Origin of the sequence: Fibrobacter intestinalis (genome assembly GCF_900167415.1) — a bacterium.
GTDB classification, from domain to species: domain Bacteria; phylum Fibrobacterota; class Fibrobacteria; order Fibrobacterales; family Fibrobacteraceae; genus Hallerella; species Hallerella intestinalis.
On record NZ_FUWU01000037.1, the window covers coordinates 1 to 20,399 of the forward strand.

Annotated in this window: 18 protein-coding genes and 1 pseudogene; 15 read left to right on the forward strand and 4 right to left on the reverse strand. The window is 47.5% G+C overall.

Annotation, left to right across the window (positions count from 1 at the left end; all coding sequences use genetic code 11):
- Nucleotides 1-443: pseudogene (pgi, locus tag B5D40_RS10235) on the forward strand (glucose-6-phosphate isomerase); the annotation flags it as partial.
- Nucleotides 444-648: 205 nt separating this feature from the next.
- Here the strand turns inward: pgi and rbr are convergent.
- A complete protein-coding gene (gene rbr / locus B5D40_RS10240; protein WP_078776822.1) occupies nucleotides 649-1,188 on the reverse strand; it encodes a rubrerythrin in 540 nt (179 codons plus the stop codon).
- A gap of 158 nt (nucleotides 1,189-1,346) precedes the next feature.
- On the opposite strand from rbr, the gene B5D40_RS10245 reads away from it, so the two are divergent.
- Nucleotides 1,347-1,766, forward strand: a complete 420-nt coding sequence (locus B5D40_RS10245) for a hypothetical protein (RefSeq protein ID WP_143394529.1) — start codon at nucleotides 1,347-1,349, stop codon at nucleotides 1,764-1,766.
- Between the two features lie 2 nt (nucleotides 1,767-1,768).
- Here the strand turns inward: B5D40_RS10245 and dacB are convergent, their stop codons facing one another.
- Nucleotides 1,769-3,952: a D-alanyl-D-alanine carboxypeptidase/D-alanyl-D-alanine endopeptidase gene (gene dacB / locus B5D40_RS10250; RefSeq protein ID WP_078776824.1), complete on the reverse strand. Its 2,184-nt coding sequence runs from the start codon at nucleotides 3,950-3,952 to the stop codon at nucleotides 1,769-1,771.
- Between the two features lie 7 nt (nucleotides 3,953-3,959).
- Complete coding sequence (gene aroA, locus B5D40_RS10255; protein ID WP_078776825.1) at nucleotides 3,960-5,288, reverse strand: 3-phosphoshikimate 1-carboxyvinyltransferase; 1,329 nt, start codon at nucleotides 5,286-5,288, stop codon at nucleotides 3,960-3,962.
- Nucleotides 5,289-5,333: 45 nt separating this feature from the next.
- Here aroA and B5D40_RS10260 point away from each other — a divergent pair, with 45 nt between their 5' ends.
- From B5D40_RS10260 to B5D40_RS10305, 10 genes are all read left to right on the forward strand, one after another.
- Complete coding sequence (locus B5D40_RS10260; RefSeq protein ID WP_078776826.1) at nucleotides 5,334-5,813, forward strand: Crp/Fnr family transcriptional regulator; 480 nt, start codon at nucleotides 5,334-5,336, stop codon at nucleotides 5,811-5,813.
- Between the two features lie 28 nt (nucleotides 5,814-5,841).
- Nucleotides 5,842-6,591, forward strand: a complete 750-nt coding sequence (locus B5D40_RS10265; RefSeq protein WP_078776827.1) for an acyl-[acyl-carrier-protein] thioesterase — start codon at nucleotides 5,842-5,844, stop codon at nucleotides 6,589-6,591.
- A 100-nt stretch (nucleotides 6,592-6,691) separates the two neighbouring features.
- Nucleotides 6,692-7,579, forward strand: a complete 888-nt coding sequence (rfbA, locus tag B5D40_RS10270; protein WP_078776828.1) for a glucose-1-phosphate thymidylyltransferase RfbA — start codon at nucleotides 6,692-6,694, stop codon at nucleotides 7,577-7,579.
- A 328-nt stretch (nucleotides 7,580-7,907) separates the two neighbouring features.
- Nucleotides 7,908-9,044 (forward strand): dTDP-glucose 4,6-dehydratase, encoded by a 1,137-nt coding sequence (gene rfbB / locus B5D40_RS10275; protein ID WP_078776829.1) that lies wholly within the window; start codon nucleotides 7,908-7,910, stop codon nucleotides 9,042-9,044.
- A 10-nt stretch (nucleotides 9,045-9,054) separates the two neighbouring features.
- Nucleotides 9,055-9,969, forward strand: coding sequence for a DNA (cytosine-5-)-methyltransferase (dcm, locus tag B5D40_RS10280; RefSeq protein WP_078776830.1), 915 nt, complete (start codon nucleotides 9,055-9,057; stop codon nucleotides 9,967-9,969).
- Nucleotides 9,966-10,709 (forward strand): hypothetical protein, encoded by a 744-nt coding sequence (locus B5D40_RS10285; protein WP_078776831.1) that lies wholly within the window; start codon nucleotides 9,966-9,968, stop codon nucleotides 10,707-10,709. Before dcm ends, B5D40_RS10285 begins: the two co-directional genes overlap by 4 nt.
- A 32-nt stretch (nucleotides 10,710-10,741) precedes the next feature.
- Nucleotides 10,742-11,299 carry a dTDP-4-dehydrorhamnose 3,5-epimerase gene (rfbC, locus tag B5D40_RS10290; protein WP_073304542.1) on the forward strand — a complete coding sequence of 186 codons (558 nt, stop codon included), beginning with the start codon at nucleotides 10,742-10,744 and terminating at the stop codon, nucleotides 11,297-11,299.
- A 26-nt stretch (nucleotides 11,300-11,325) separates the two neighbouring features.
- Nucleotides 11,326-11,784 carry an arsenate reductase/protein-tyrosine-phosphatase family protein gene (locus tag B5D40_RS10295; protein WP_073304540.1) on the forward strand — a complete coding sequence of 153 codons (459 nt, stop codon included), beginning with the start codon at nucleotides 11,326-11,328 and terminating at the stop codon, nucleotides 11,782-11,784.
- Nucleotides 11,775-13,820 carry a Wzz/FepE/Etk N-terminal domain-containing protein gene (locus B5D40_RS10300; RefSeq protein WP_078776832.1) on the forward strand — a complete coding sequence of 682 codons (2,046 nt, stop codon included), beginning with the start codon at nucleotides 11,775-11,777 and terminating at the stop codon, nucleotides 13,818-13,820. Before B5D40_RS10295 ends, B5D40_RS10300 begins: the two co-directional genes overlap by 10 nt.
- The gene (locus tag B5D40_RS10305; protein WP_078776833.1) at nucleotides 13,817-15,196 is read left to right on the forward strand and encodes a mannose-1-phosphate guanylyltransferase/mannose-6-phosphate isomerase; all 1,380 of its coding nucleotides are present in this window, start codon (nucleotides 13,817-13,819) and stop codon (nucleotides 15,194-15,196) included. The genes B5D40_RS10300 and B5D40_RS10305 overlap by 4 nt, the downstream gene beginning before the upstream one ends.
- A 249-nt stretch (nucleotides 15,197-15,445) precedes the next feature.
- Here B5D40_RS10305 and B5D40_RS10315 read toward each other — a convergent pair whose 3' ends face one another.
- Entirely contained in the window at nucleotides 15,446-16,603 is a 1,158-nt protein-coding gene (locus B5D40_RS10315) for an FKBP-type peptidyl-prolyl cis-trans isomerase (RefSeq protein ID WP_078776835.1), read from the reverse strand.
- 63 nt (nucleotides 16,604-16,666) lie between these two features.
- On the opposite strand from B5D40_RS10315, the gene B5D40_RS10320 reads away from it, so the two are divergent.
- Genes B5D40_RS10320 through B5D40_RS10330 form a run of 3 tightly spaced genes read left to right on the forward strand, consistent with a single transcriptional unit; the run spans nucleotide 16,667 to nucleotide 20,050 of the window.
- Nucleotides 16,667-17,239 (forward strand): flagellar basal body-associated FliL family protein, encoded by a 573-nt coding sequence (locus tag B5D40_RS10320; RefSeq protein WP_073304532.1) that lies wholly within the window; start codon nucleotides 16,667-16,669, stop codon nucleotides 17,237-17,239.
- Nucleotides 17,232-19,406, forward strand: coding sequence for a PorV/PorQ family protein (locus B5D40_RS10325; RefSeq protein ID WP_233134340.1), 2,175 nt, complete (start codon nucleotides 17,232-17,234; stop codon nucleotides 19,404-19,406). Before B5D40_RS10320 ends, B5D40_RS10325 begins: the two co-directional genes overlap by 8 nt.
- The gene (locus B5D40_RS10330; RefSeq protein ID WP_078776837.1) at nucleotides 19,406-20,050 is read left to right on the forward strand and encodes an epoxyqueuosine reductase QueH; all 645 of its coding nucleotides are present in this window, start codon (nucleotides 19,406-19,408) and stop codon (nucleotides 20,048-20,050) included. The genes B5D40_RS10325 and B5D40_RS10330 overlap by 1 nt, the downstream gene beginning before the upstream one ends.
- Nucleotides 20,051-20,399: the final 349 nt, after the last annotated feature.

The window sequence follows — 20,399 nt, forward strand, 5'->3', positions numbered from 1 at the left end:
TTATCGCTCCGGCGAATAGCCACAATAAGGTCGGCGACCACCACCAGAAACTGCTTTCCAATTTCTTTGCGCAGCCGGAAGCGCTGATGAACGGAAAGACTTTGGATGAAGCTGCGGAAGAACTTCGTGCGGCGGGAAAAACGGAAGAGGAAATCGCATTCCTCGCTCCGCATAAGGTTTTTGAAGGCAATAAGCCGACGAATTCCATTATGATGGATTATGTTTCCCCGGAAACTCTCGGTGCTCTTATCGCCATGTATGAACATAAGATTTTTGTACAAGGCGTGATTTGGAACATCAACAGTTACGACCAGTGGGGCGTTGAACTCGGCAAGCAGCTGGCAAAGAAAATCCTCCCGGAACTTGCCAAGGACGATGTGGAATTGCATCACGACTCTTCCACGAATGCTTTGATTCGCTGGTACAAAAAGCATCGCGCTTAATAATTAAAAGCGAAAATTTCAAAAGGCTGTAATTGGATTGCGGCCTTTTTGTTTTTTAACGGCGGATTTTTGTTGTGGAAAAGTCGATGAGATTTTCAAAAATTTTTGAAGGAAAAAGTGAAAAGGAAACTCGGATAATCCTAAAATGAAAAAGTCCCGAAGGCGATGGGAGCTTTCGGAACTTTTGAAAAAGTGAATTTTGGAATTAGTAATTTTCGGCGTTCACTTCAAAGAAGGACTGCGGATGGTTGCAGGTGGGGCAGACTTCGGGAGCCTTGGTGCCGATAACAATGTGCCCGCAGTTGCGGCATTCCCAAACCTTGACTTCGCTCTTTTCAAAAACAGCCGCGGTTTCCACGTTTTTAAGAAGTGCACGGTAGCGTTCCTCGTGGTGCTTTTCAATGGCTGCGACCAACCGGAATTTTTTGGCGAGGTCCTTGAATCCCTCCGCTTCGGCGGTTTTGGCAAATTCGGCGTACATATCTGTCCACTCGTAATTTTCGCCTTCGGCTGCCGCTTTCAAGTTTTCTGCCGTGTCGCCAATGCCGTTCAATTCCTTGAACCACAACTTGGCGTGTTCCTTTTCGTTTTCGGCGGTCTTCAAAAAGAGAGCCGCGATTTGTTCAAAGCCGTCCTTTTTGGCGCGGCTGGCAAAGTAGGTGTACTTGTTGCGGGCTTGGGATTCGCCGGCGAATGCCGCCTGCAAATTCTTTTCGGTTTGTGTACCTGCGTATTTGTTGGCCATTTTGAATCTCCTTAAAAGAGGTTGAGATAGCTTTAATATAAAAAGATGAAGGCTTTGGGGATTCTTTTCGCGAATAAATTTTGATGCAAAAATCGATTTGTGCAAGGAAGTCGTATTCAAAGAATTTCTTGGGAGAAGAGTTTTTTATATTGCTGGAAATGGAAAAAGTTGAAGCGATTATTCGGGATTGTGCACCGGCTCTTGTGGATAATTTGCCGGTCTTTCAGGAATTGATGACGTTTTTTGGGAAAGAGGCTTTAATCGCGCCTGACTTGCGGGACCTGCGGGATTTTTTGGAATCGGGACGGCGGTTTCAGGTGGTCAAAATTTCGGAAACATCGCTAATGAAATGCGCCTATGCGCTGGTGGACAATTTTCCGGAATGCTTGGCGGCTCGGGGAATGCTCCGCTATTATCGAGTGCCTGGAGCGATGTTCTGGCAAGATGTGGAAAAAGCGGAAAATATCATAGCGAATTCACTGACGATGGATGTCTATGGTTGGAATCCCGACGCTTTTACCGGTTTTGAAAAAAGTGGCAGTGATAAATTTGAACTGACGGCGATTCTTTCGGTGTAGGCTTATAGAAATTCAAACAAAATGATTCCCGGACATTTTCCGGTTCCCAACCAGGAGTTTAAGTATTCCAGAAGTTCGTGGTCGAGAACTTTTTTGAACTTGTAGGACGCATCCCGCAGGACAGGTTTTTTCCCTTTGTCCAGAATCAGAAATCCCGTGTGAAAGGTGTCAAGGGTGTTCCGGCTGCTAATGAAACCGATGCCGCGGACGGTACTTTCTCCCTGCCAAGGAGAATCGGCAAATTCAATCGCCTTGTCCAGAGGAAGATAACGCAAATAGAGCTTGGGATCCAATTCCTGATAGTCGATTTTTTTGGATTTGAAAAAATCTTTTTTGGGAATGGTTCGGATGACCGAAGTGTCGTTCGGCAAAAAAATCTGTTTGGCAAATTTGCCTTCTCCCAGCCAGTCGGCCACAAAATAATGCTTGCGAAATGAGTAAGCGGTTTGGCCGTTGATATAGCGGATTTTTTGCAGGGTGCTGAACAGGCTGTCTTCGCTGCTGCTTTTTGCCAGCGCAAGAACGTGCTCTAGATAAGTGACGCAATCCAAGGAGTCCGTGTTGATCATGCGCTTGGGTTCTGTCGGATCCAAATAGCCTTCGCCGGTGGGACCTCCCATGCCATAAGGTTTGCCGAGGAACTTTTCGGAAAAGAACCGGATGCGATTGGAAAGTCCGGTGATGTGTCCGCCTTGCTGAAATAAGTCTTTCATGGTCAAGAGGGAGGAGTAGCCGTTATTGGCTGCCCTGTAAATGCAGGACCAGACGGAATCCAGAGCGTTGCGGCTGATGTTGTCGGGATTTTTTCCGGTATTGTTTAAAAAGGAGGCGATCAAGAGCGTATCGCCATCGATTGTCGGCATAAAACCGACAAGTCCATGCGTCTCGTTGATGAATCCGGTTTTAAAGCGGATGCGCCATGCAAATTCCAGAGTTTGCATACGCTTGCTGCCGCTTCCGACTCCAGGTCCGGCAAAGCTGTTTATATAGTATTTGCCTTTGGGATGCCTAGCCATTGTAGCGAGCAGCTTTGTTTCGGACGAAGGCTTGATCTTGTTTTTGGGAGAAAGCCCGCAGCCATCAAACAGCACAAAGTCTTCGGGATTTAATTTCCATTTCCTTAAAAATTCCTGAACGCCTTTGATGCCGTTTTCCACATTGCCGACTTGGTATTTGGCGGCGGCGAAAATCCGGAACAGGGCTTCGGCGTGTAAGTTCTGACTGCGCTGATTGATTTCATCTAAAAAACTGAGAAGCGGAGTTCCCTTAATGGAAATCGAATGCAGTTCCAGTCCGCTGCGGGCAAGAGTATCTAGGACTATGACTAGCCCGCGATCTTGAAGGGCTTGCAAAAAGGCTCTTTCAAAGTAAAAGTTAGGATTGCGCACAGGAATGACGATGGCCGCATTTTGCACATTTTTTCCGATGCTTCCCGAAATTGTGATAACGGGATCATCTGGGTCTAACGCATACCGCCATTTGCGACGATTGCCTTTGTCTGTAATCAGGGAATTGTTTACTCGAACGTAACCGACATCGGGTTCCACAACGACCTTTGCCGTATCGCCTTCTTTTTCGCCAGGATAGAGATGGATGAGTGCGCAATTATCGTTGAATATCAAAGGGGTGACTTCGGCGCCATACCAAGAGAGAAAATAATTGGAACGCCAGTGCTTCGGCTTTCTAGGGCCCGAAAAATACGAAGAATCCAATTCGGTCCGGATAATCAGAGTGTCGATGTTTTTGGAACGGATGGAATCCGCAAGGCTGTGCAAAATGAAAAAAGGTTCCGTGTAAAATCGCGCAGAGATATTGGGGTCGCCTTCTCCGCGTAATCGGATGACTCCGCGGAAAGTCTTTCCCGAAATGCTTCCGGCAAGCTGCATCGACGTTTTGGCTTGATAGTGGAGCGGTAAAAAATCAAGTGCCGCTGCGGTAGTGACGGTTTTCAGAGTGCTGGCGGGCGTAAAAAAGGAATCGGCTCGGATGGCGGCGATTTGCTTTCCGCTGCGCAAGGAACGGATGGAAAGTCCGAATTGGGAGCCGGGAACCATAGAGTCGATAATAGTCTGGTAGTCGGCGGGAAAAAGATACGCCTTGGGAATAAACGGTGCGGAATTGGCTGTCGATTTGTCGGCAAAAACAAAGGCGGCAAATAGCAAAAAGAATAAAAGAATGCGGCTCATTATTTTATTAGAACTGAATGTTTGCACCCGAAAGGGCTTGCAAATCCTTCCAGTATTCGGGATAGGTTTTTTGGACGCACTGCGGATTTAAAATGCGAATTTTCTGGTCGGCAGAGATGCCGAATGCGGTAAGGCTCATGCACATCGCCATACGGTGATCGTTGTAGGTTTCAAAGGTCGCTTCTGAAAATGCCTCTGGCGGTGAGATGGTCATTGAATTTTCTGTCGTGGAAACGGATGCGCCGACTTTCCGGAGTTCGTTTGCCATAGCGGTCAGACGATCGGTTTCTTTGACTTTCCAACTGCCAATCCCGCGAATGGTGCTTTGGCCTTTGGCGAAAAGGCAAAGGACGGCTACCGTCATGGCCGCATCGGGAATTGCCGAAAGATCCTTGTCGAGAGTCCGAAGTGGAAATTCTCCGCGACGGCATTCGATAAATCCATTTCCGTAATGTATTTCGGCTCCCATTTTTTTCAGGACTTCGGCAAAGTAAATGTCACCTTGAATGCTGTTTTTGTCGATGCCGAATAGACGGACGGGACCGTTGGAAATCGCTGCCGCGGCAAGGGGATAGCTCGCGCTGGAGGCATCGCCTTCAATGGTATAATCGCCCGGGGACACGTATCCCGAATTGGGGATGAAAAATTTTTGGAAGCCTTCATTTTTTACGTGGGCACCGAATTGCTTCATCATGCGCAGTGTCATTTCGACATAAGGCTTGGAAATGAGTTCGCCATCGACGCAAATGGTCAGCGGCGACTTCATGCAGGGGGCGGCTAAAAGAACCGCCGTCAGATACTGGCTGGAAATGTTGCCCTTGATATGCAGAGTCCCGCCATTCAATCCGTTGGCGTGCAAAATAATCGGCGGAAAACCGTTCTTTTCGGCGTAATCGATGGAGGCTCCGATTTGCGACAAGGCATCGACAAGGTCTCGAATGGGGCGTTCTTTCATCCGTTCTATGCCGGTAAATAAAAATTTTCCTTTGCCGAGCGACGCCGCTGCGGTCAAAAAACGGATGGACGTCCCCGAATTGCCCACGAAAATTTCGGCATGGTTCTGGGGGAAATGCCCGTTTTGCCCGACGACGGTCACTTCCCTAAAATCCGAAGAAAATTCCATTTTTTGCACGCCGAGCTTTTGCAATGCCTCGGCCATATATCGGGTGTCGTCGCTCCACAGAAGGCTGTGCAGGCGGGTTTCGCCTTGGGCCATTGCCGCCAGCAGGAGGGCCCTGTTCGTAATGCTTTTGGAACCGGGCAGCCGGAGTTCCCCTTGGAAAGTTTTCAAACTGGGAATTCCTAAAAAATCCGAATTTAATTGATGTGGAACCATATTTGCAAATTTAGATTATTTTAAAATAGCTAAAAGAGGTGATGAATGAAACAGACAAAGGGTAGTTTGGAAATCCTTCAAAAGTTGTTAGAGTTTGATATGTTTCATCCGCTTCGGTTAGAGCAGCTGGCCGATATGGAAAAAATGGTTTCCCGCATCGAATTGAATGCGGGCGAGATTCTGCTGGAAGAAGGCATGGTCAGCGGTTGCTTCTATCTGGTGGAAAAGGGAAATGTGGAAGTCTATTTTTCTGTTCCCGGCCAAAAAGATTATTTGGAAGCGTGCCGTTTAAAAATCGGTTCTCCGGTCGGTGAAATGGCTTTGCTTGAAGACGATGTCCATTCCGCTCGGGTGGTGGCGAAAAAATCTTCGAGTCTGATTAAAATTGAAAATGAGGCGTTTTTGAATTTTTGCCGCTTGCATCCCGATGTGGGGTTTGAAGTTATGCGCTATCTGGCAAAGCTGCTCAGTAATCGGCTGCGCTATACCGATCAATTTGTGCGGCACGTTGTCTCCAAAGACTAGTTTTAATTCAGAATGAAAAAGGGTAAAGATGGAAAAAGAAATTGACGATTATATTTTCCCGATTCGATTTTCGGATTGCGATTCTCGGAGCCGCTTGCGGGTTTCTGCGTTTTTTGATTTTATGGAAGAAACGGCGATTCTGGATGCCGAAAAAAACGGCTGCGGAATATGGAAGCTTTTGCAGAGCGGTTATACTTCGGTCATTTCACGGATGAAATTGCGGATCAATCATTTTCCGCACTGGGGTGAAAAACTGCACGTTTCTACGTGGTCTAAATCGGTTGTGGGAAACAAGGTCCTTCTGCGGGATTACTCCATTCTTGATGAGCGGGAAAATGTGATAGCCGAAGCGACATCGTCTTGGTTGATTGTCAATATCCAGACGGGACTTTCCGAAGATTTGGAACGCTTGCCTTTTTTGCCGCAGTTTTATCCGGAAAAAAATGCGCTTTCCGAAAATCTGGAACTTTTGGAACCTCGTGAAAATCCTCGGGTGGTTTTGCAGAAAACGGCGTATGATTCGGATATCGATATGAATCGCCACGTGAATAATTGTCGGTATGTGGACTGGGTTTTTGATGCGCTCGCTTTGGACCCGCTGCTGAAACATCGGGAAGTGCGCTCTGTCCAGTTTAATTATCTGGCGGGGATTTTGCCTGGGGAAACGATTGATTTGGTGCGTTTTGAAAATTCAAATCATCATGTCTATATTTTTGGCGTGAATGCGCAGGATGCGCAGAAGGTGTATTTTCAGGCTCGCATAGGAATTAGCGGATGACGGCAAAAATTTTTGGCACGAGATTGTTATTTTTGACGTATCCATTTTTTTGTCGCATCTATGAACTACTGTTTTTTGCACTGCGGCAGGGAGGAACAAAGTGAAAGGAATCGTACTTGCTGGTGGTTCTGGAACGAGGCTTTATCCACTGACGATGGTAACGAGCAAGCAGCTTTTACCCGTTTATGACAAGCCGATGATTTTTTATCCGCTATCCATGTTAATGCTTGCAGGCATTCGCGATGTCCTCATCATTTCTACACCGATGGACTTGCCGAATTTTGAACGTCTTTTGGGCGATGGTTCCTCAATGGGGCTTCGCCTTTCTTACAAGGTGCAGCCGAGTCCCGATGGGCTTGCGCAGGCATTTATTTTGGGCGAGGATTTTATTGGCGACGACTGTTGCGCGATGGTTTTAGGCGACAATATCTTTTATGGCAACGGCTTTGGCCCTCTGTTGAAATCCGCTGCGAAAAACGCCGAAGAAAATGGGCGTGCGAGCGTTTTCGGTTATTATGTGGAAGATCCGGAGCGTTTTGGCGTCGTGGAATTTAACGAAAATGGCAGGGTGATTTCGGTGGAGGAAAAACCGAAAAATCCGAAGAGCAATTATGCGATTACGGGACTCTATTTTTATGACAACCGCGTTGTGCAATTTGCAAAAAAGCAAAAGCCGAGTGCTCGCGGGGAACTCGAAATTACCGATTTGAACCAGATGTATTTGGATAGGGGAGAATTGGATGTAAAATTGCTCGGGCGTGGATTCGCTTGGCTCGATACGGGGACAATGGATAGCCTGATTGATGCGGGCAATTTTGTAAAAATGATCGAAAACCGTCAGGGCATCCAGATTAGTGCTGTCGAGGAAATCGCTTTTATCAACGGTTGGATTTCTCGGGAAAAACTCTTGGAAAATGCGACAAAATATGGCAAGTCGCCGTATGGAATGCATTTGAAAAAAGTCGCTGAAGGAAAAATTCGGTATTGAAAAGATCTGGCTTATAAAGGGAAGAATCTTGTTTGTTGGGAGCATCAAAAAGGTAGATGAAGTTTGTCGGGCAAATAGGCTAGACATAGCATTATATGATGTTGAAATAACAAGCATTTTGCCTTTCAAAGAAAACTTTTAATTTAGCGAAGAAATGGTTTTTGCTTGAACCCGTATTTGGAATACGGGGGTGAGCAATCTATGAAATGGAGGAAACGAAAAAAACTTTCTCCGGTCGAAATGAGGGGTGTTAAAATGCCTATTGCTTTGCGCGAATAAATTTTGCTCCTCTCCGGCATACGTTTTAAAATTATGTATCTTTCCACCTATGAAGAAAACCATTGTCATTACCGGTGGCGCCGGTTTTATTGGAAGCCATGTTGTCCGTCTTTTTGTGAACAAATATCCCGAATATCGCATTATCAATCTGGACAAGCTGACCTATGCGGGGAACCTTGCAAATTTGAAGGATGTCGAGGACAAGCCGAATTACCGGTTTGTGAAAATGGACATCTGCGATTTCGACGCTTTTTACAAATTGATGCAAGAAGAAAAGGTGGACGGGATTATCCATTTGGCGGCGGAAAGCCACGTGGACCGTTCTATTAAGGATCCGTTCACGTTTGCGCGGACCAATGTGCTGGGGACGCTATCCATTTTGCAGGCGGCTAAATTGTATTGGGAATCGCTGCCGGAAAAGTTCGAAGGCAAACGCTTTTACCATATTTCGACGGACGAAGTTTACGGTGCCCTTTCGATGACGCATCCGGAAGGCGTGAATCCTCCTTTCACGACAACGGCTTCGAGTTCGGAACATCATAAGGCTTATGGCGAGGATTTCTTTTACGAGACGACCAAATACAATCCGCACTCTCCTTATTCCGCTTCCAAGGCGGGTTCCGATCATTTTGTGCGGGCTTTCCACGATACCTACGGGCTTCCGACGATAGTCACGAATTGCAGCAACAACTACGGCCCCTACCAGTTTCCGGAAAAATTGATTCCGCTATTTATCAACAATATCCGTCATAAGAAGCCGCTCCCGGTTTACGGCAAAGGCGAGAATGTGCGCGACTGGCTTTTTGTCGAAGACCATGCCCGCGCCATCGATTTGATTTTCCACAAGGGAAAGGTGGCGGAAACGTACAACATCGGTGGCTTCAACGAGTGGAAAAATATCGATATCGTGAAAGTCGTCATTAAAACGGTCGATAGGCTTCTCGGGCGTGCGGACGGCGAGGATTTGAATCTGATTACCTATGTGACGGATCGTTTGGGTCATGATGCCCGCTACGCGATTGACAGTACCAAGCTGCAAAGGGAACTGGGCTGGGAACCGTCGCTCCAGTTTGAAGAGGGAATCGAAAAAACGGTGCAGTGGTATTTGAATCATCAGGAATGGCTCGACAGCATTACGAGCGGCGATTACGAAAAGTATTACGAGAATATGTATTCGGGTCGTTGAAATTTTTTGTATGAAGCAGATTGCGTTTATAGACTTGTTCGCCGGAATAGGAGGTATTCGTCTTCCGTTCGATGAGTTGGGCTATAAATGCGTTTTCAGTTCGGAATGGGATGCCGCAGCGGCGAAAACCTATGAAGAAAATTTTGGTGAAAAACCTTACGGAGACATCACTAAAATTTCTTCCAAGTCGATACCTCGCCATGATTTGCTTTTAGCCGGTTTCCCCTGTCAGGCTTTTTCCATTATGGGAAAAATGGAAGGATTTGCTGATACTCGAGGAACAATGTTTTTTGAAATTCAGCGGATTTTGGAATACCACAGGCCGCAAGCAATTCTTCTGGAAAATGTCAAACAGCTGGTTTCTCACAACGGTGGAAAAACGTTTTCGACAATTTTATCCATATTGGAGCATCTTGGTTATCACGTCAAGTATAAAGTACTGAACGCTCTGGATTTTGGCGTTCCGCAAAAAAGGGAGCGCATTATTATCGTTGGATTTAGAAACCTTAGCAAGGCAAAAAAATTCAGTTTTGATTTTACTCCGATTCCTTATAGTTTGTCGCAAATCCTGGAACGGGATGAGGATGTGGATAAAAGTTTGTTCGCTTCAGAAATCATCCGAAAAAAACGATTGGCTCGTGTGCAGGATAAAGAAATTTTCTATCCATCAATATGGCACGAAAACAAATCCAAGAATATCTCGGTTTTGCCCTACAGTTGCGCTTTGCGTACAGGTGCTTCCTATAATTATCTTCTAGTCAATGGTGTTCGTCGTTTATCCAGTCGCGAACTGTTGAGACTACAGGGTTTTCCCGACAGTTTTAAAATTGTGGTTTCCCATAGCGAAGTCAGGCGACAGACGGGAAATTCGGTTTGTGTGCCTATGATAAGAGTCATTGCCAAAAAAATCAAGGAATTGCTATGAATAATTTGCCCGAACCAAAATTACGAGATGAAAATAAACTGCACAAAAACGAAGTCTTTCGTGAAGGGGAATTCGGCGATGATGTCGTTAAAAAAATTGGAGCACGCATTGTTTATTTGATATACACAGGGCGAAATGATCTTAGTGGGGATGATTGGGCGGATATTTTTGCTGCCAGTGTCGGGGGGCAGTCGTTTAATTCTCCGATAGGAATCGCGGATGTTGCTTTAAATAAATGCGCATGGTCTATGAAAACGGTCAAAAATTCCAGTCCGTTTAGTGCTACTGCGGTAAGGCTTATTTCTGGTCGTTGTTCTCCGGACTATAGTTATGGAATTGAAAATCCCCATGATGATGTTCAAAAAACGGGAAATGCGGTTCTTGCCATTTATAATAGTCGAGTCCAGATTTCCTATGTGGATTACAATCCTGTTCGAACTTGTGTGCTGGTTCGGAACCCTTTGCTTTCAGAATTTGTGTTGTTTGAGCATCGGTTGGAAAGTTATGCGATAGCAGATTACCGATGGACAGAAAACGCCAAAGGAAATTTTGAAGGAATTCGAAAAGCGGATGACCAGCATTGTTTTACATGGCAGCCCCATGGAAGTCAGTTCACTATTGTGGAGCGAGTGCCTGATACAGCGGTTAAATTTCGCTTGCGAATTCCGGAACGATTGCCGCTAGAAGTCGCTTTGCAGAATATGAATTTTGATGATTCCTGGGTAAGCATAATAAAATAATTCTAATTTTTTACCATTAATAGAGAGTGGTTATGTCTAAATTCAATTTTATTTCTACAGATATTGAAGATGTGAAGATTATTGAACCGACCGTTTTCGGCGACGCCCGTGGCTATTTTATGGAAACTTACAGCGAAAAAGAGTTTTCGGAAAACGGCATCGCGGTTCAGTTTGTGCAGGATAATGAATCCCGCTCCCGAAAGGGCGTCCTTCGCGGTTTGCATTTTCAAAAGCGGAATCCGCAGGGGAAACTTGTCCGCGTCATCGAGGGCGAAGTTTTTGACGTGGCTGTCGATTTGCGCAAAAGCAGCGCAACCTTTGGCAAGTGGGTCGGCGTCACGCTGTCGGCGGAAAACAAAAAGCAGTTCTACATTCCGGAAGGATTTGCTCACGGTTTTGTGGTGTTGAGCGAAACGGCGGCTTTTGTGTATAAATGCACTCGGCTGTATGCCCCCGGGGACGAAGGCGGTCTGATGTGGAATGATCCTCAAATTGGAATCGAATGGCCGGTTGGAAAAGATTTTGTTCCGATTTTGAGTGAAAAAGACATGAAGAATCCGTCGCTGGAACAGCTGGACTGGACTTTTTGATTTTCAAAATTTTATTTTTCCGCGTAATGAAGAATATCTTAGTCCTTTGTACCGGTAACGTCTGTCGCAGTCCGACTGCAGCTTTTTTGCTTCGGAGGGAACTCGCTGGCGTTGACTGCTCGATTCGCAGCGCGGGCATCGCGGCTGTTTTGAACTCTTCTGCGGAAGAGTTGGCGCAAAAAGTCGCTCTGGAACATGGACTCGATATATCTTCCCATCGCTCTTGCCAAGTAACGATGAATATGCTCCAGTGGGCGGATCTTGTTCTGGTCATGGAAAAAATGCAGAAGATGAGTCTGCTTTCCCGTTATCCGTGGCTTCAGGGAAAAATTTTCCGTTACGGGGAACCGCAGCAGGTCGATGTTCCGGATCCCCACGGGCATTCCGAACATTCATTTCGCATGTCCTGGAATTTCATCGAAAAAATGACTCCGTATTGGGTGGAAAAAATTGCCCATCCCGAAGGAAATAATTTATGCCGGTAGAAAAGAAACGCGCCAATCAGACTAATCCTTGGGATGATCTTTTTCGCGACATTTTAAACAATAAGCTGACGGTGATTCTGTTTGTCGTCGCTTCGGCGATTGCGGGTGTGCTTGTTGCGCAATATACGCGTCCGGTTTATGAAGCCAACGCGTTGATTCAAGTGAAAACCAGGTCGAATTCCGTTGCGGCAATGCTCGGGGATATCGGTTCGTTTTTGGGAATGGGCGGGGGTTCTGCGGAAACGGAAATCCAGTTGATGCAGAGTCGCCGTATTTTAGAAGAAGTGGTGGATTCGTTGGGGCTTCAGAATAATGCGGAACCTTTGGGAATCGTGGACCGCTTTTTGCACCGGGAAGGCCGTGTGGATATTCGCTATCTGTATTTTCCGGATACGTCGGTGATGCCCAGCGATCGTCGCGGAGAGCCATGGACTTTGGTGGTGGACGATTCTGCGAAATTTTCTTTTTATGACGACTTGGATCAGAAGGTGCTGACTTGCGAATTGGGAAGGCTTTGTGCTGTTCCTTATCAGGGGGATTCCGTTAAAATTCAAGTGTCATTGATGAACGTTCGCCCTGGACAGAAATTTGAAGTGACGCAGACTTTGCTGATTCGGGCGATAAATGCGGTTATTGGGAATTTGACAATTTCCGAGCAGGGCAAAAAAACGGGAATTCTTTCTGTCGCTTATCAAGATTATCACTTGGAGAGGGCGAAATGGGTGGTGGACACTCTGACGGCGATTTATTTGCGGGTGAACGAGGAATTTGCTTCGACGGATATGAAAAATTCATTGCAGCTGTTGGAAGACCAGCTGCCGGAAGCTCGGCGCGTTTTGGACAGTCTTATGGACGCTTTGAGTGCTTACCGGGAGTCGAAGGGTTCCGCGGACATTGAAACGGAAACGAAAATCGCTTTGGAGTCCCGCTTGCGTTTGCAGCAGAAGGTCATAGAATTGGAACAGCTGCGGGAAGAAAAAGCACGTCTTTTTGATCGCTCGCATCCTTTTATTGTGACGACGGATAAGCAGATCTCGGCACTGAAAAAGGAGATTGCACGCAGCGATGATGAAACGAAAAAATTGCCGGAAGCCCAGCGGAAAATTTTAACGATGACCGCTGAAGCGCAGTTTGCCCAGAATATTTATGCCGACTTGCTGAAGCGTATCGAACAGATGCGGCTTTTGGTCGCTGGCGTTTCGGAATCCGCTCAAATCATTGACGCTCCCGATGGAAATCCGAAACCGGTAAAGCCGAAAAAGAAGATGATTGTTGCCGTATTCCTATTTATGGGATTGTGCGGTGCTCTTGCTTTTATTTCCGTGCGAAAAAAGTGGCGAGGGGTTACAGATCCAGTGGCCCTTTCCAAGGAGACGGGAGCTCGGGTATATGCTTGGATTTTGAATGGGGAACAAAAAGCGCAGGACGGGTTGGACATGCTGCGGCTGTCTTTGGATTTGGACGCTGCTGGAACAAGCCGAGTCATCTGTTTTACCGGCTTGTTGCCTGGTGTCGGGTGTTCGTTTGTGGCACGGCACACGGCGGAACTCTTTGCCAAGGAAGGCAAAAAGGTTCTTTTGATCGACGCCGATTTGCAGCAGGGCGGACTCAGCAAATTTTTCAAAACGGAACAGAATTCCGGGCTGGTCGATGTTTTGGCGGGGACCTCTTCGCTTCAGGCGGCTGTTTGCCATACGGCGATTTCGGGACAGGATTTGCTTCCGTCGGGGCGTTTGCTGCTGTGTGCCGAAAGCGTGTTTGATACCGAAAAGTTCAAGAATTTCCTGTTGCTGGCTAGGGATGGCTACGATGTGGTGATAGTCGATTCGCAGTCTTTGCAAAATTCGATGGATGCTTCCGTTCTTGGTCAGAATGCCGACGAGATAGTTTTGGTCTTGGAATACGGTCGTCATAAAATCAACGACGTACAAGAGAGTTTGTCTTTACTTTCCAAGGCGACGCGCCCGCTTAAAGTGATGGCGTTTAACAAGTGTGAAAACCCAATCTATATAAATAAAACTGGGAGTAACAAATGATAAATTTGATTCTTTGCGGCGGCTGCGGAACGCGTCTTTGGCCTGTAAGTCGCACCCTGATGCCGAAACAGTTTGCCAAGTTGTTTGATGGATTCTCCCTTTTTCAGGGAACGGTGGTCTCCAATTCAATCGCATGCGAATCTCAGTATGTTATTAGCAATGCGGAACAGTATTTTTTGGCGAAGGATCAGCTTTCCGAACTTTCGGAGAGCGGGCACCATCCGCGTTTTATGCTGGAACCTGTCGGGCGGAATACGGCACCGGCGATAGCCCTTGCTTGCCTTTCTTTGGATCCGAATGCGATCGTTCTCGTTTCCCCGTCCGATCATGTCATTCGCAAAAAAGAGGAATACTTAAAAGTTCTGGCAAAGGCGAAAAAATTGGCGGAAGCGGGGCATCTTGTCACTTTCGGCATTTCGCCGACGGGTCCCGAAACCGGTTATGGCTACATTGAAGCCGACGGTGAAAATGTCAAACGTTTTGTCGAAAAACCGAATCTGGAAAAAGCGAAGGAATGCCTGGCGAACGGGAATTTTTTCTGGAACAGCGGCATTTTTTGCTTCAAGGTTTCGACATTCCTCGGCGAATTGGAAAAGTACGCTCCCGATATGTTTGTCGCCTGCAAGTCGGCATTCGTCAAAGCGAAAAGGGAAAATGAACTTCTCCGGGTGCAATACGAAGACATGGTGGAAATTCCGGCGAATTCCATCGACTACGCGGTGATGGAAAAATCGAATAAGGTCAAAGTTGTTCCGTCGGATATCGGCTGGTCGGATCTCGGTTCCTTTAATGCGCTTTACGGTGAATTCCCGCATGATGAAGCGGGCAATAACGTGAACCCGAAACACTTGCCTTTGGGCACGACCAATTCTATGGTGATAGGGCAGCAGCGTCTTGTTGCGACCATTGATTTGGATCAAATGCTGGTGGTGGATACGCCGGACGCTCTTCTGGTGGCTCCTCTTTCTTCCAGCCAGAAGGTGAAAGCGGTTGTCGAAAAACTGAAGCAGCGGCGTTCTCCTTTGACGGATGTTCCGCAAACGGTTTCGCGTCCGTGGGGAACGTATTCTGTTTTGGATGACAACGAGCGTTATAAAATCAAACGTATCGTTGTTAAACCGGGCAAGCGCCTTTCTCTGCAAAAACATTTGCACCGCTCGGAACATTGGGTCGTCGTGAGCGGCACGGCAACGTGTACGGTGGGCGATAAGACTTTCTATGTGCGCTCCAACGAATCGACTTACATTCCGATGGGCGAATTGCACCGTTTGCAAAACGAAGGAAAATTGCCGCTGGTCATTGTCGAAGTCCAAGTCGGAGAATATACGGGAGAAGACGATATCATCCGTTTGCAGGACGATTTCAAGCGCTCTTAGTTTTTGAAAATGGGCGGCGTGTAGCTTGTACGCCGCTCATGCTTTTTATGCAAGAGCGATTTTTTCCGAAGCTTCTATTAAAAAGAAAAATGTTCATTTAGGAGAAACGGCATCTTGCCGTTTTTTTGTGAATTTTAACAACCTCATTTCCGGAAAAGGATTTTTGGGGAAAATGAATTTTAGTCGCCTCCTTAAAAACAAAAGGAATGCAACCGCATCCCTTGTTCGCGCTTTGGATTAAGCAGGAGATCAGTTTTCTTCCGGTCCCATGTATTCGACGACGAAAATCAGCGTGGCATTACCGGGAATGGGTCCGCCTCCGCGGTTTCCGTAACCCAACGCTGGCGGAATGACGAGAACGCGCTTTTCTCCGGGGAGCATTCCTTCGACACCGAGATCCCATCCGCGGATGACGCTGCCCTTGCCGAGCGGGAAATTGAAAATCTGTCCGCGCTCGCGGGAACTGTCGAACTTTTTGCCGTCTGAAAGGAATCCGGTATAATGGACTCGGGCGTTTTCGCCGACTTTGGCGCCTTCACCGCTGCCTTCACGGATAATCGCGTATCGCAAACCTTCGGGTCCGTCCTGCAAATTCAACTGGGTCGTGTCCGGGAAAAAGTCCATCGTCTCGGCCAAGAGTTCGTCCTTTTCGACTTGGAGCATTTCCACGCGGAAAATCAGGGTGGAGTTCGGGGGAATCGCACTGTAGGTTTTGGCACCGTATCCCATGGAAGGACTGATTTTCAGCCAGCGAATGGTCCCGGGAGAAACTCCGTCCAATCCGACTTCCCAGCCGTTGATCAGGCGTCCGCCCCCAAGAACGGTCGTCAGCGGTTTCCCGTAGTCTTTGGAACTCGAAAACTTGCGTCCCGAAGAAATCCAGCCGGTGTAATGGGTTTGAATTCGGGTCCCTTGAGCCGCAGCAACTCCTGAACCGACTTTTTCGTCCCAGAATTGTACGCCGTTGCCCAATTTTTGCCATTTCGCTTTTTTGCTGTCGGCGAAATTGTCCGGTTTCAGGGGCGGATCCGCAGAAACCAGCTCCACTTCAAAATACAAGTCGGAACGGGCGGGGATCGGACCGATTTCCCGGTCGCCATAGGCAAGCTGGTATGGAATGGACAGCTTTCGGATTTCGCCGATTTTCATCCCCAAGAGTCCGCGTTCCCATCCGGGAATGACTTGGCCTGTGCCCAGCGCAAATTCCAAGGGTTCTCCGCGGTCGTAGGAATTGTCGAACATGGTCATTGCGGAATCGGCCAGATAGCTTTTGTAATGGACCCGAATAAGTTGTCCGTTTTGAATGGGCTCGCCTTCGCCCTCTTTCACCGTGACGACTTCGTAGGGAATGGCCCAAAGATAAGCGGAAAAAAGAAGCAGGAGGCAAAAAAATCTGTTTATACGCATATGATCACCTGCGCTCCAAAATAGAAAATGCTAGTTTTTTTGGACACAGGCAGGTTGAATAACATGGATTTGACAATCATTTTCATTCTGATAGCCATCGTGCTGCTCTCTTTGGTGCTTGCCGGTTTGGGAGCTTATGTGGTCATTCACAATTCGGATGAAAAGGAAAAGGAATCGGCCTCTCCGGTCATCGATGTCTCTGGCCAGTATGCGGTGATTGTTCGCCCGGCTCGTGAATCGATCGAAAAGGTAAAACCTTCTTTGGAAGATCTGGCGAAATGGCTTTCTACCACGGGCACTAGTCCAGAGGAGCAGGCTCGCTTGATCGAGTCTTGGAAAAAAAGTATCGACGATGTGGTCAAGGTGGTCGATGAGGGCGATAGGAATGGAACGGTGACTTACCGCATTGTGATTGGTCCAAGGAGCCGTCCGTTTTGTAATTTCTTGAGCGACGACAACTATGTGACCCGGGAACAGATTCGGAACCACGCAGAAATTTTGCCTCCGTATGTTCTGGGTTGCGATTGCCGTCTTGTACCCAAGCTCCCTTGGGAAAATCCGGGAAAGGCTGGCTGGAAAGCCCTTGTTCCGGAAAATGGAGCTTACAGCGTTCCCGATTGGAGACACATTGCGTAAAATTCTTCTTTTGTCTTTCCTCTGTTCGGCGGTATCTTTTGCGGCGAACTCGGCGATTATTACTTTGGAAATGCCCGTTGGTACGCGTCAGCTGGGTATGGGCGAAACCGGAGTCGCTATTGCGGACGACGCTTCGGCTTTGTATTACAACCCCGCAGGTCTCGCTTTTGGACCTTTGGCGAACGAGTGGGAAGTTTCTCTGGAGCAGAAATCGGATAAAGTCCCGGCGATAACCAAATTGGCTGCAAAAGGTCGCGCCGGCTTTTTTGAAAAAAGCGAAATTTGGGCGGGAACGAACAGCGGCATTCGCCATTATGACGGCGAGCACTGGTCCGATTATTTTGTGGTCACGCTGGAAGGACAAGAGAAAATTCGCGATGCGGTTCGTGTCTTTGCGGGAACGGAATCGGGTTTGGACGAATACACCCGGAAAGTGAAAAAATTTAACGACGTGCAGAATGACGTGGACGAATCCTACGTGCGCGATGTGAAAATTCCTTGGAATCTGGTGGTCGGCGATACCGTGACGGCTCTTTTATATGACGCGCGAACCGAAAAATTGTGGGTGGGCACGCCGAAAGGACTTTTCCGTTTTGACGGCAAGACCTGGAAAAATTACGAATCCGAATTGGGAACTCCGCGTGTGACCGCTCTCGCGAGCCAGGGGGCGACGCTTTGGATTGGAACGGACAACGGGCTTTTTTCTTATAGAAATGGCGTTGTGGAACAAAAGGGAAAAGTGCTTCCCAGTCAAAAAATCAACGCGATTGCCTGGTCCGAATTCAAAGGGGAACTTTATGTGGCTGCGGATGGAGCGGGCATCGCTCGCCTTGTTCCCAAAAAAGGTTCCAATACCAAAGACCGCTGGAGCCTGTTCAACGAAGAAGATGGCTTGATGGATTTGCATTCGACGGCTCTCGTGGTGGATTCTTCGGGGCACGTCTGGTCGGCGCACAACGGTGGACTTTCGCATTTTAATTTGCGCAAGTGGGAGCAGGTCCGTTTTGAAAGCAACGTGGTCAATGATCTGGCTGTTGCCAAAGACGGCGCGGTTTGGATTGCGACGAATAAGGGCGTGTGGCGTCATTTACCGGATTACGCGACCTCTTCTGGAAAAAAAGCCGAATTGGAACGCAAACCGGAGGAACGGGGAAATCAGCAGTCCGAAGACGAGTGGGAGCATTTTCATTCGGGCAACGGGCTTTCTTCGAATCATGTCTGGGCGGTTCTTCCGCAGGCGAATGACGTCTGGTTCAGCACGAGCACGGGCATAGAACGTTACAAAGACGCGGATTATCAGCTCACCTTTTTCTACGAAAAATTGTTGCCGGTTTTGAATATCCCGGATTTGTATCATCTGTTTGCGGGTTTGACCATTCCCCTTGCCGAATGGGGAACTCTGGGCGTCTCCGTGAATTTTGTGTCGTTTGGCGAAACGGTCGTTTCGACGGATGACGAAAGCTCCACGAATTCCAATAGCTCGGAAGTTGTCGGGGCCATCAGCTACGGAACGAAGCTTTCGCAAAAATCTTCTATCGGCTTGTCGATTAAATTTTTCTATTCGGACTTGAGTTCCGGGGCATCGTCTAGCGGCGATGAAGCGACGACTTTCAGCTACGCCTTTGACGTGGGCTTTTTGCGCCGGGACTTTTTGATTCGGGATTTGAGCGCGGCGATTGTGCTTGCCAATATCGGCCCGAGCGTTTATTACACCGACAAGTCGGATCAGGACCCGATTCCTTTGACTTGGCGTCTGGGGCTTTCCTACGAAATTTTGAATACTCTCGACCATCGTTTGCTGATAGCCGCCGATTATAACCGCACTGTCGTTTATGACGATGATAAAGGCGACCCGGAACCGTTCTATACGGCGATGTGGAAAAGCCTGATTCATCCGGAACTCGGCGGGCATGGCGCGACGCGTTTCAAAAATTCCTTGCTTCAGGGCATTTTCAATGTCGGCGCGGAATACACCTATTCCAATACGGTCGCTGTGCGAATCGGTTATCTTTACGACAAGACCGGCAAGCGCAACGAAGTGGATTTGGGCTTGGGCGTGATGCTCTCGGACGTGCTGGAATTTGATATTGCGACCATCAAGGATGTGGGCGACAACGACGGCGTTCGCGATGGGCAAATGCGCTTTGGAATGATTTTCAAATTCTAATGCAACCTCCTATCAACTATCAGAAACTGCTCGACAATTTGCTGTGCCGCTTGGAGAAAAGCGGGGAAGTGCCGACCCTGCTGCTGCATTGTTGCTGCGCTCCGTGTTCAAGCTACGTTCTGGAATATCTTTCGAATTATTTTCGGATTACGACGTTTTATTACAACCCGAATATTTACCCTGCCGAAGAGTATGCGCATCGCGTGTCGGAACTCAAGCGTTTCGTTTCGGAATTTCGGACGAAATTCCCTGTCCGGTTTTTGGAAGGAAATTACGATCCTGAACGTTATTATGCGGCGGTCAAGGGTTTGGAAAAGGAGCGCGAAGGCGGGGCGCGTTGCGTCAAGTGCTTTGAACTGCGCTTGGGCGAAGCGGCGCAACTGGCTAAAGAATTGGGCATGGATTATTTCACGACGACGCTTTCGATAAGCCCGATGAAGGATGCGACCCTGCTGAATGAAATCGGCGAAGCGATGGCGCAAAAATTTGGAGTGAAACATCTTCCGTCCAATTTTAAACGGGGGGGTGGCTACAAGCGTTCCATTGAACTCTCCCGCGAATATAATCTGTATCGCCAGAATTTTTGCGGTTGCGTGTATTCCAAACTCGAAAGGGAAAAGGCGGAAGCAGAGAAAAATTTGTGATGAATTAGAAAATTCTCTGGCCTGGAATTTTTGATCAGTTCTTTCCCTCGTTTTCTTTGGAGCTGCCTTTTGTTGGCAACATATTCTATTTCATTAAAATTGATTTTGTACAAATGACGAATGCTTGTGAAATTTATTCTTCGTTTTTTTCGCTAGATTCTTTGTTAGAAAAATTTGACAGACACTTCTAAAAATATTTTGATAAAGAAAAAGAGTAAGATTGAGCAATGCCGGGAACGAGAAAAATCTCCGCGTTGTCGCCACCCCGAAATGCGAAATGAGGGAGCAATCTTCGGACAACAAACCTGACGCCCTGTTTAAAGATTGCTTCACTACGTTCGCAAAAACG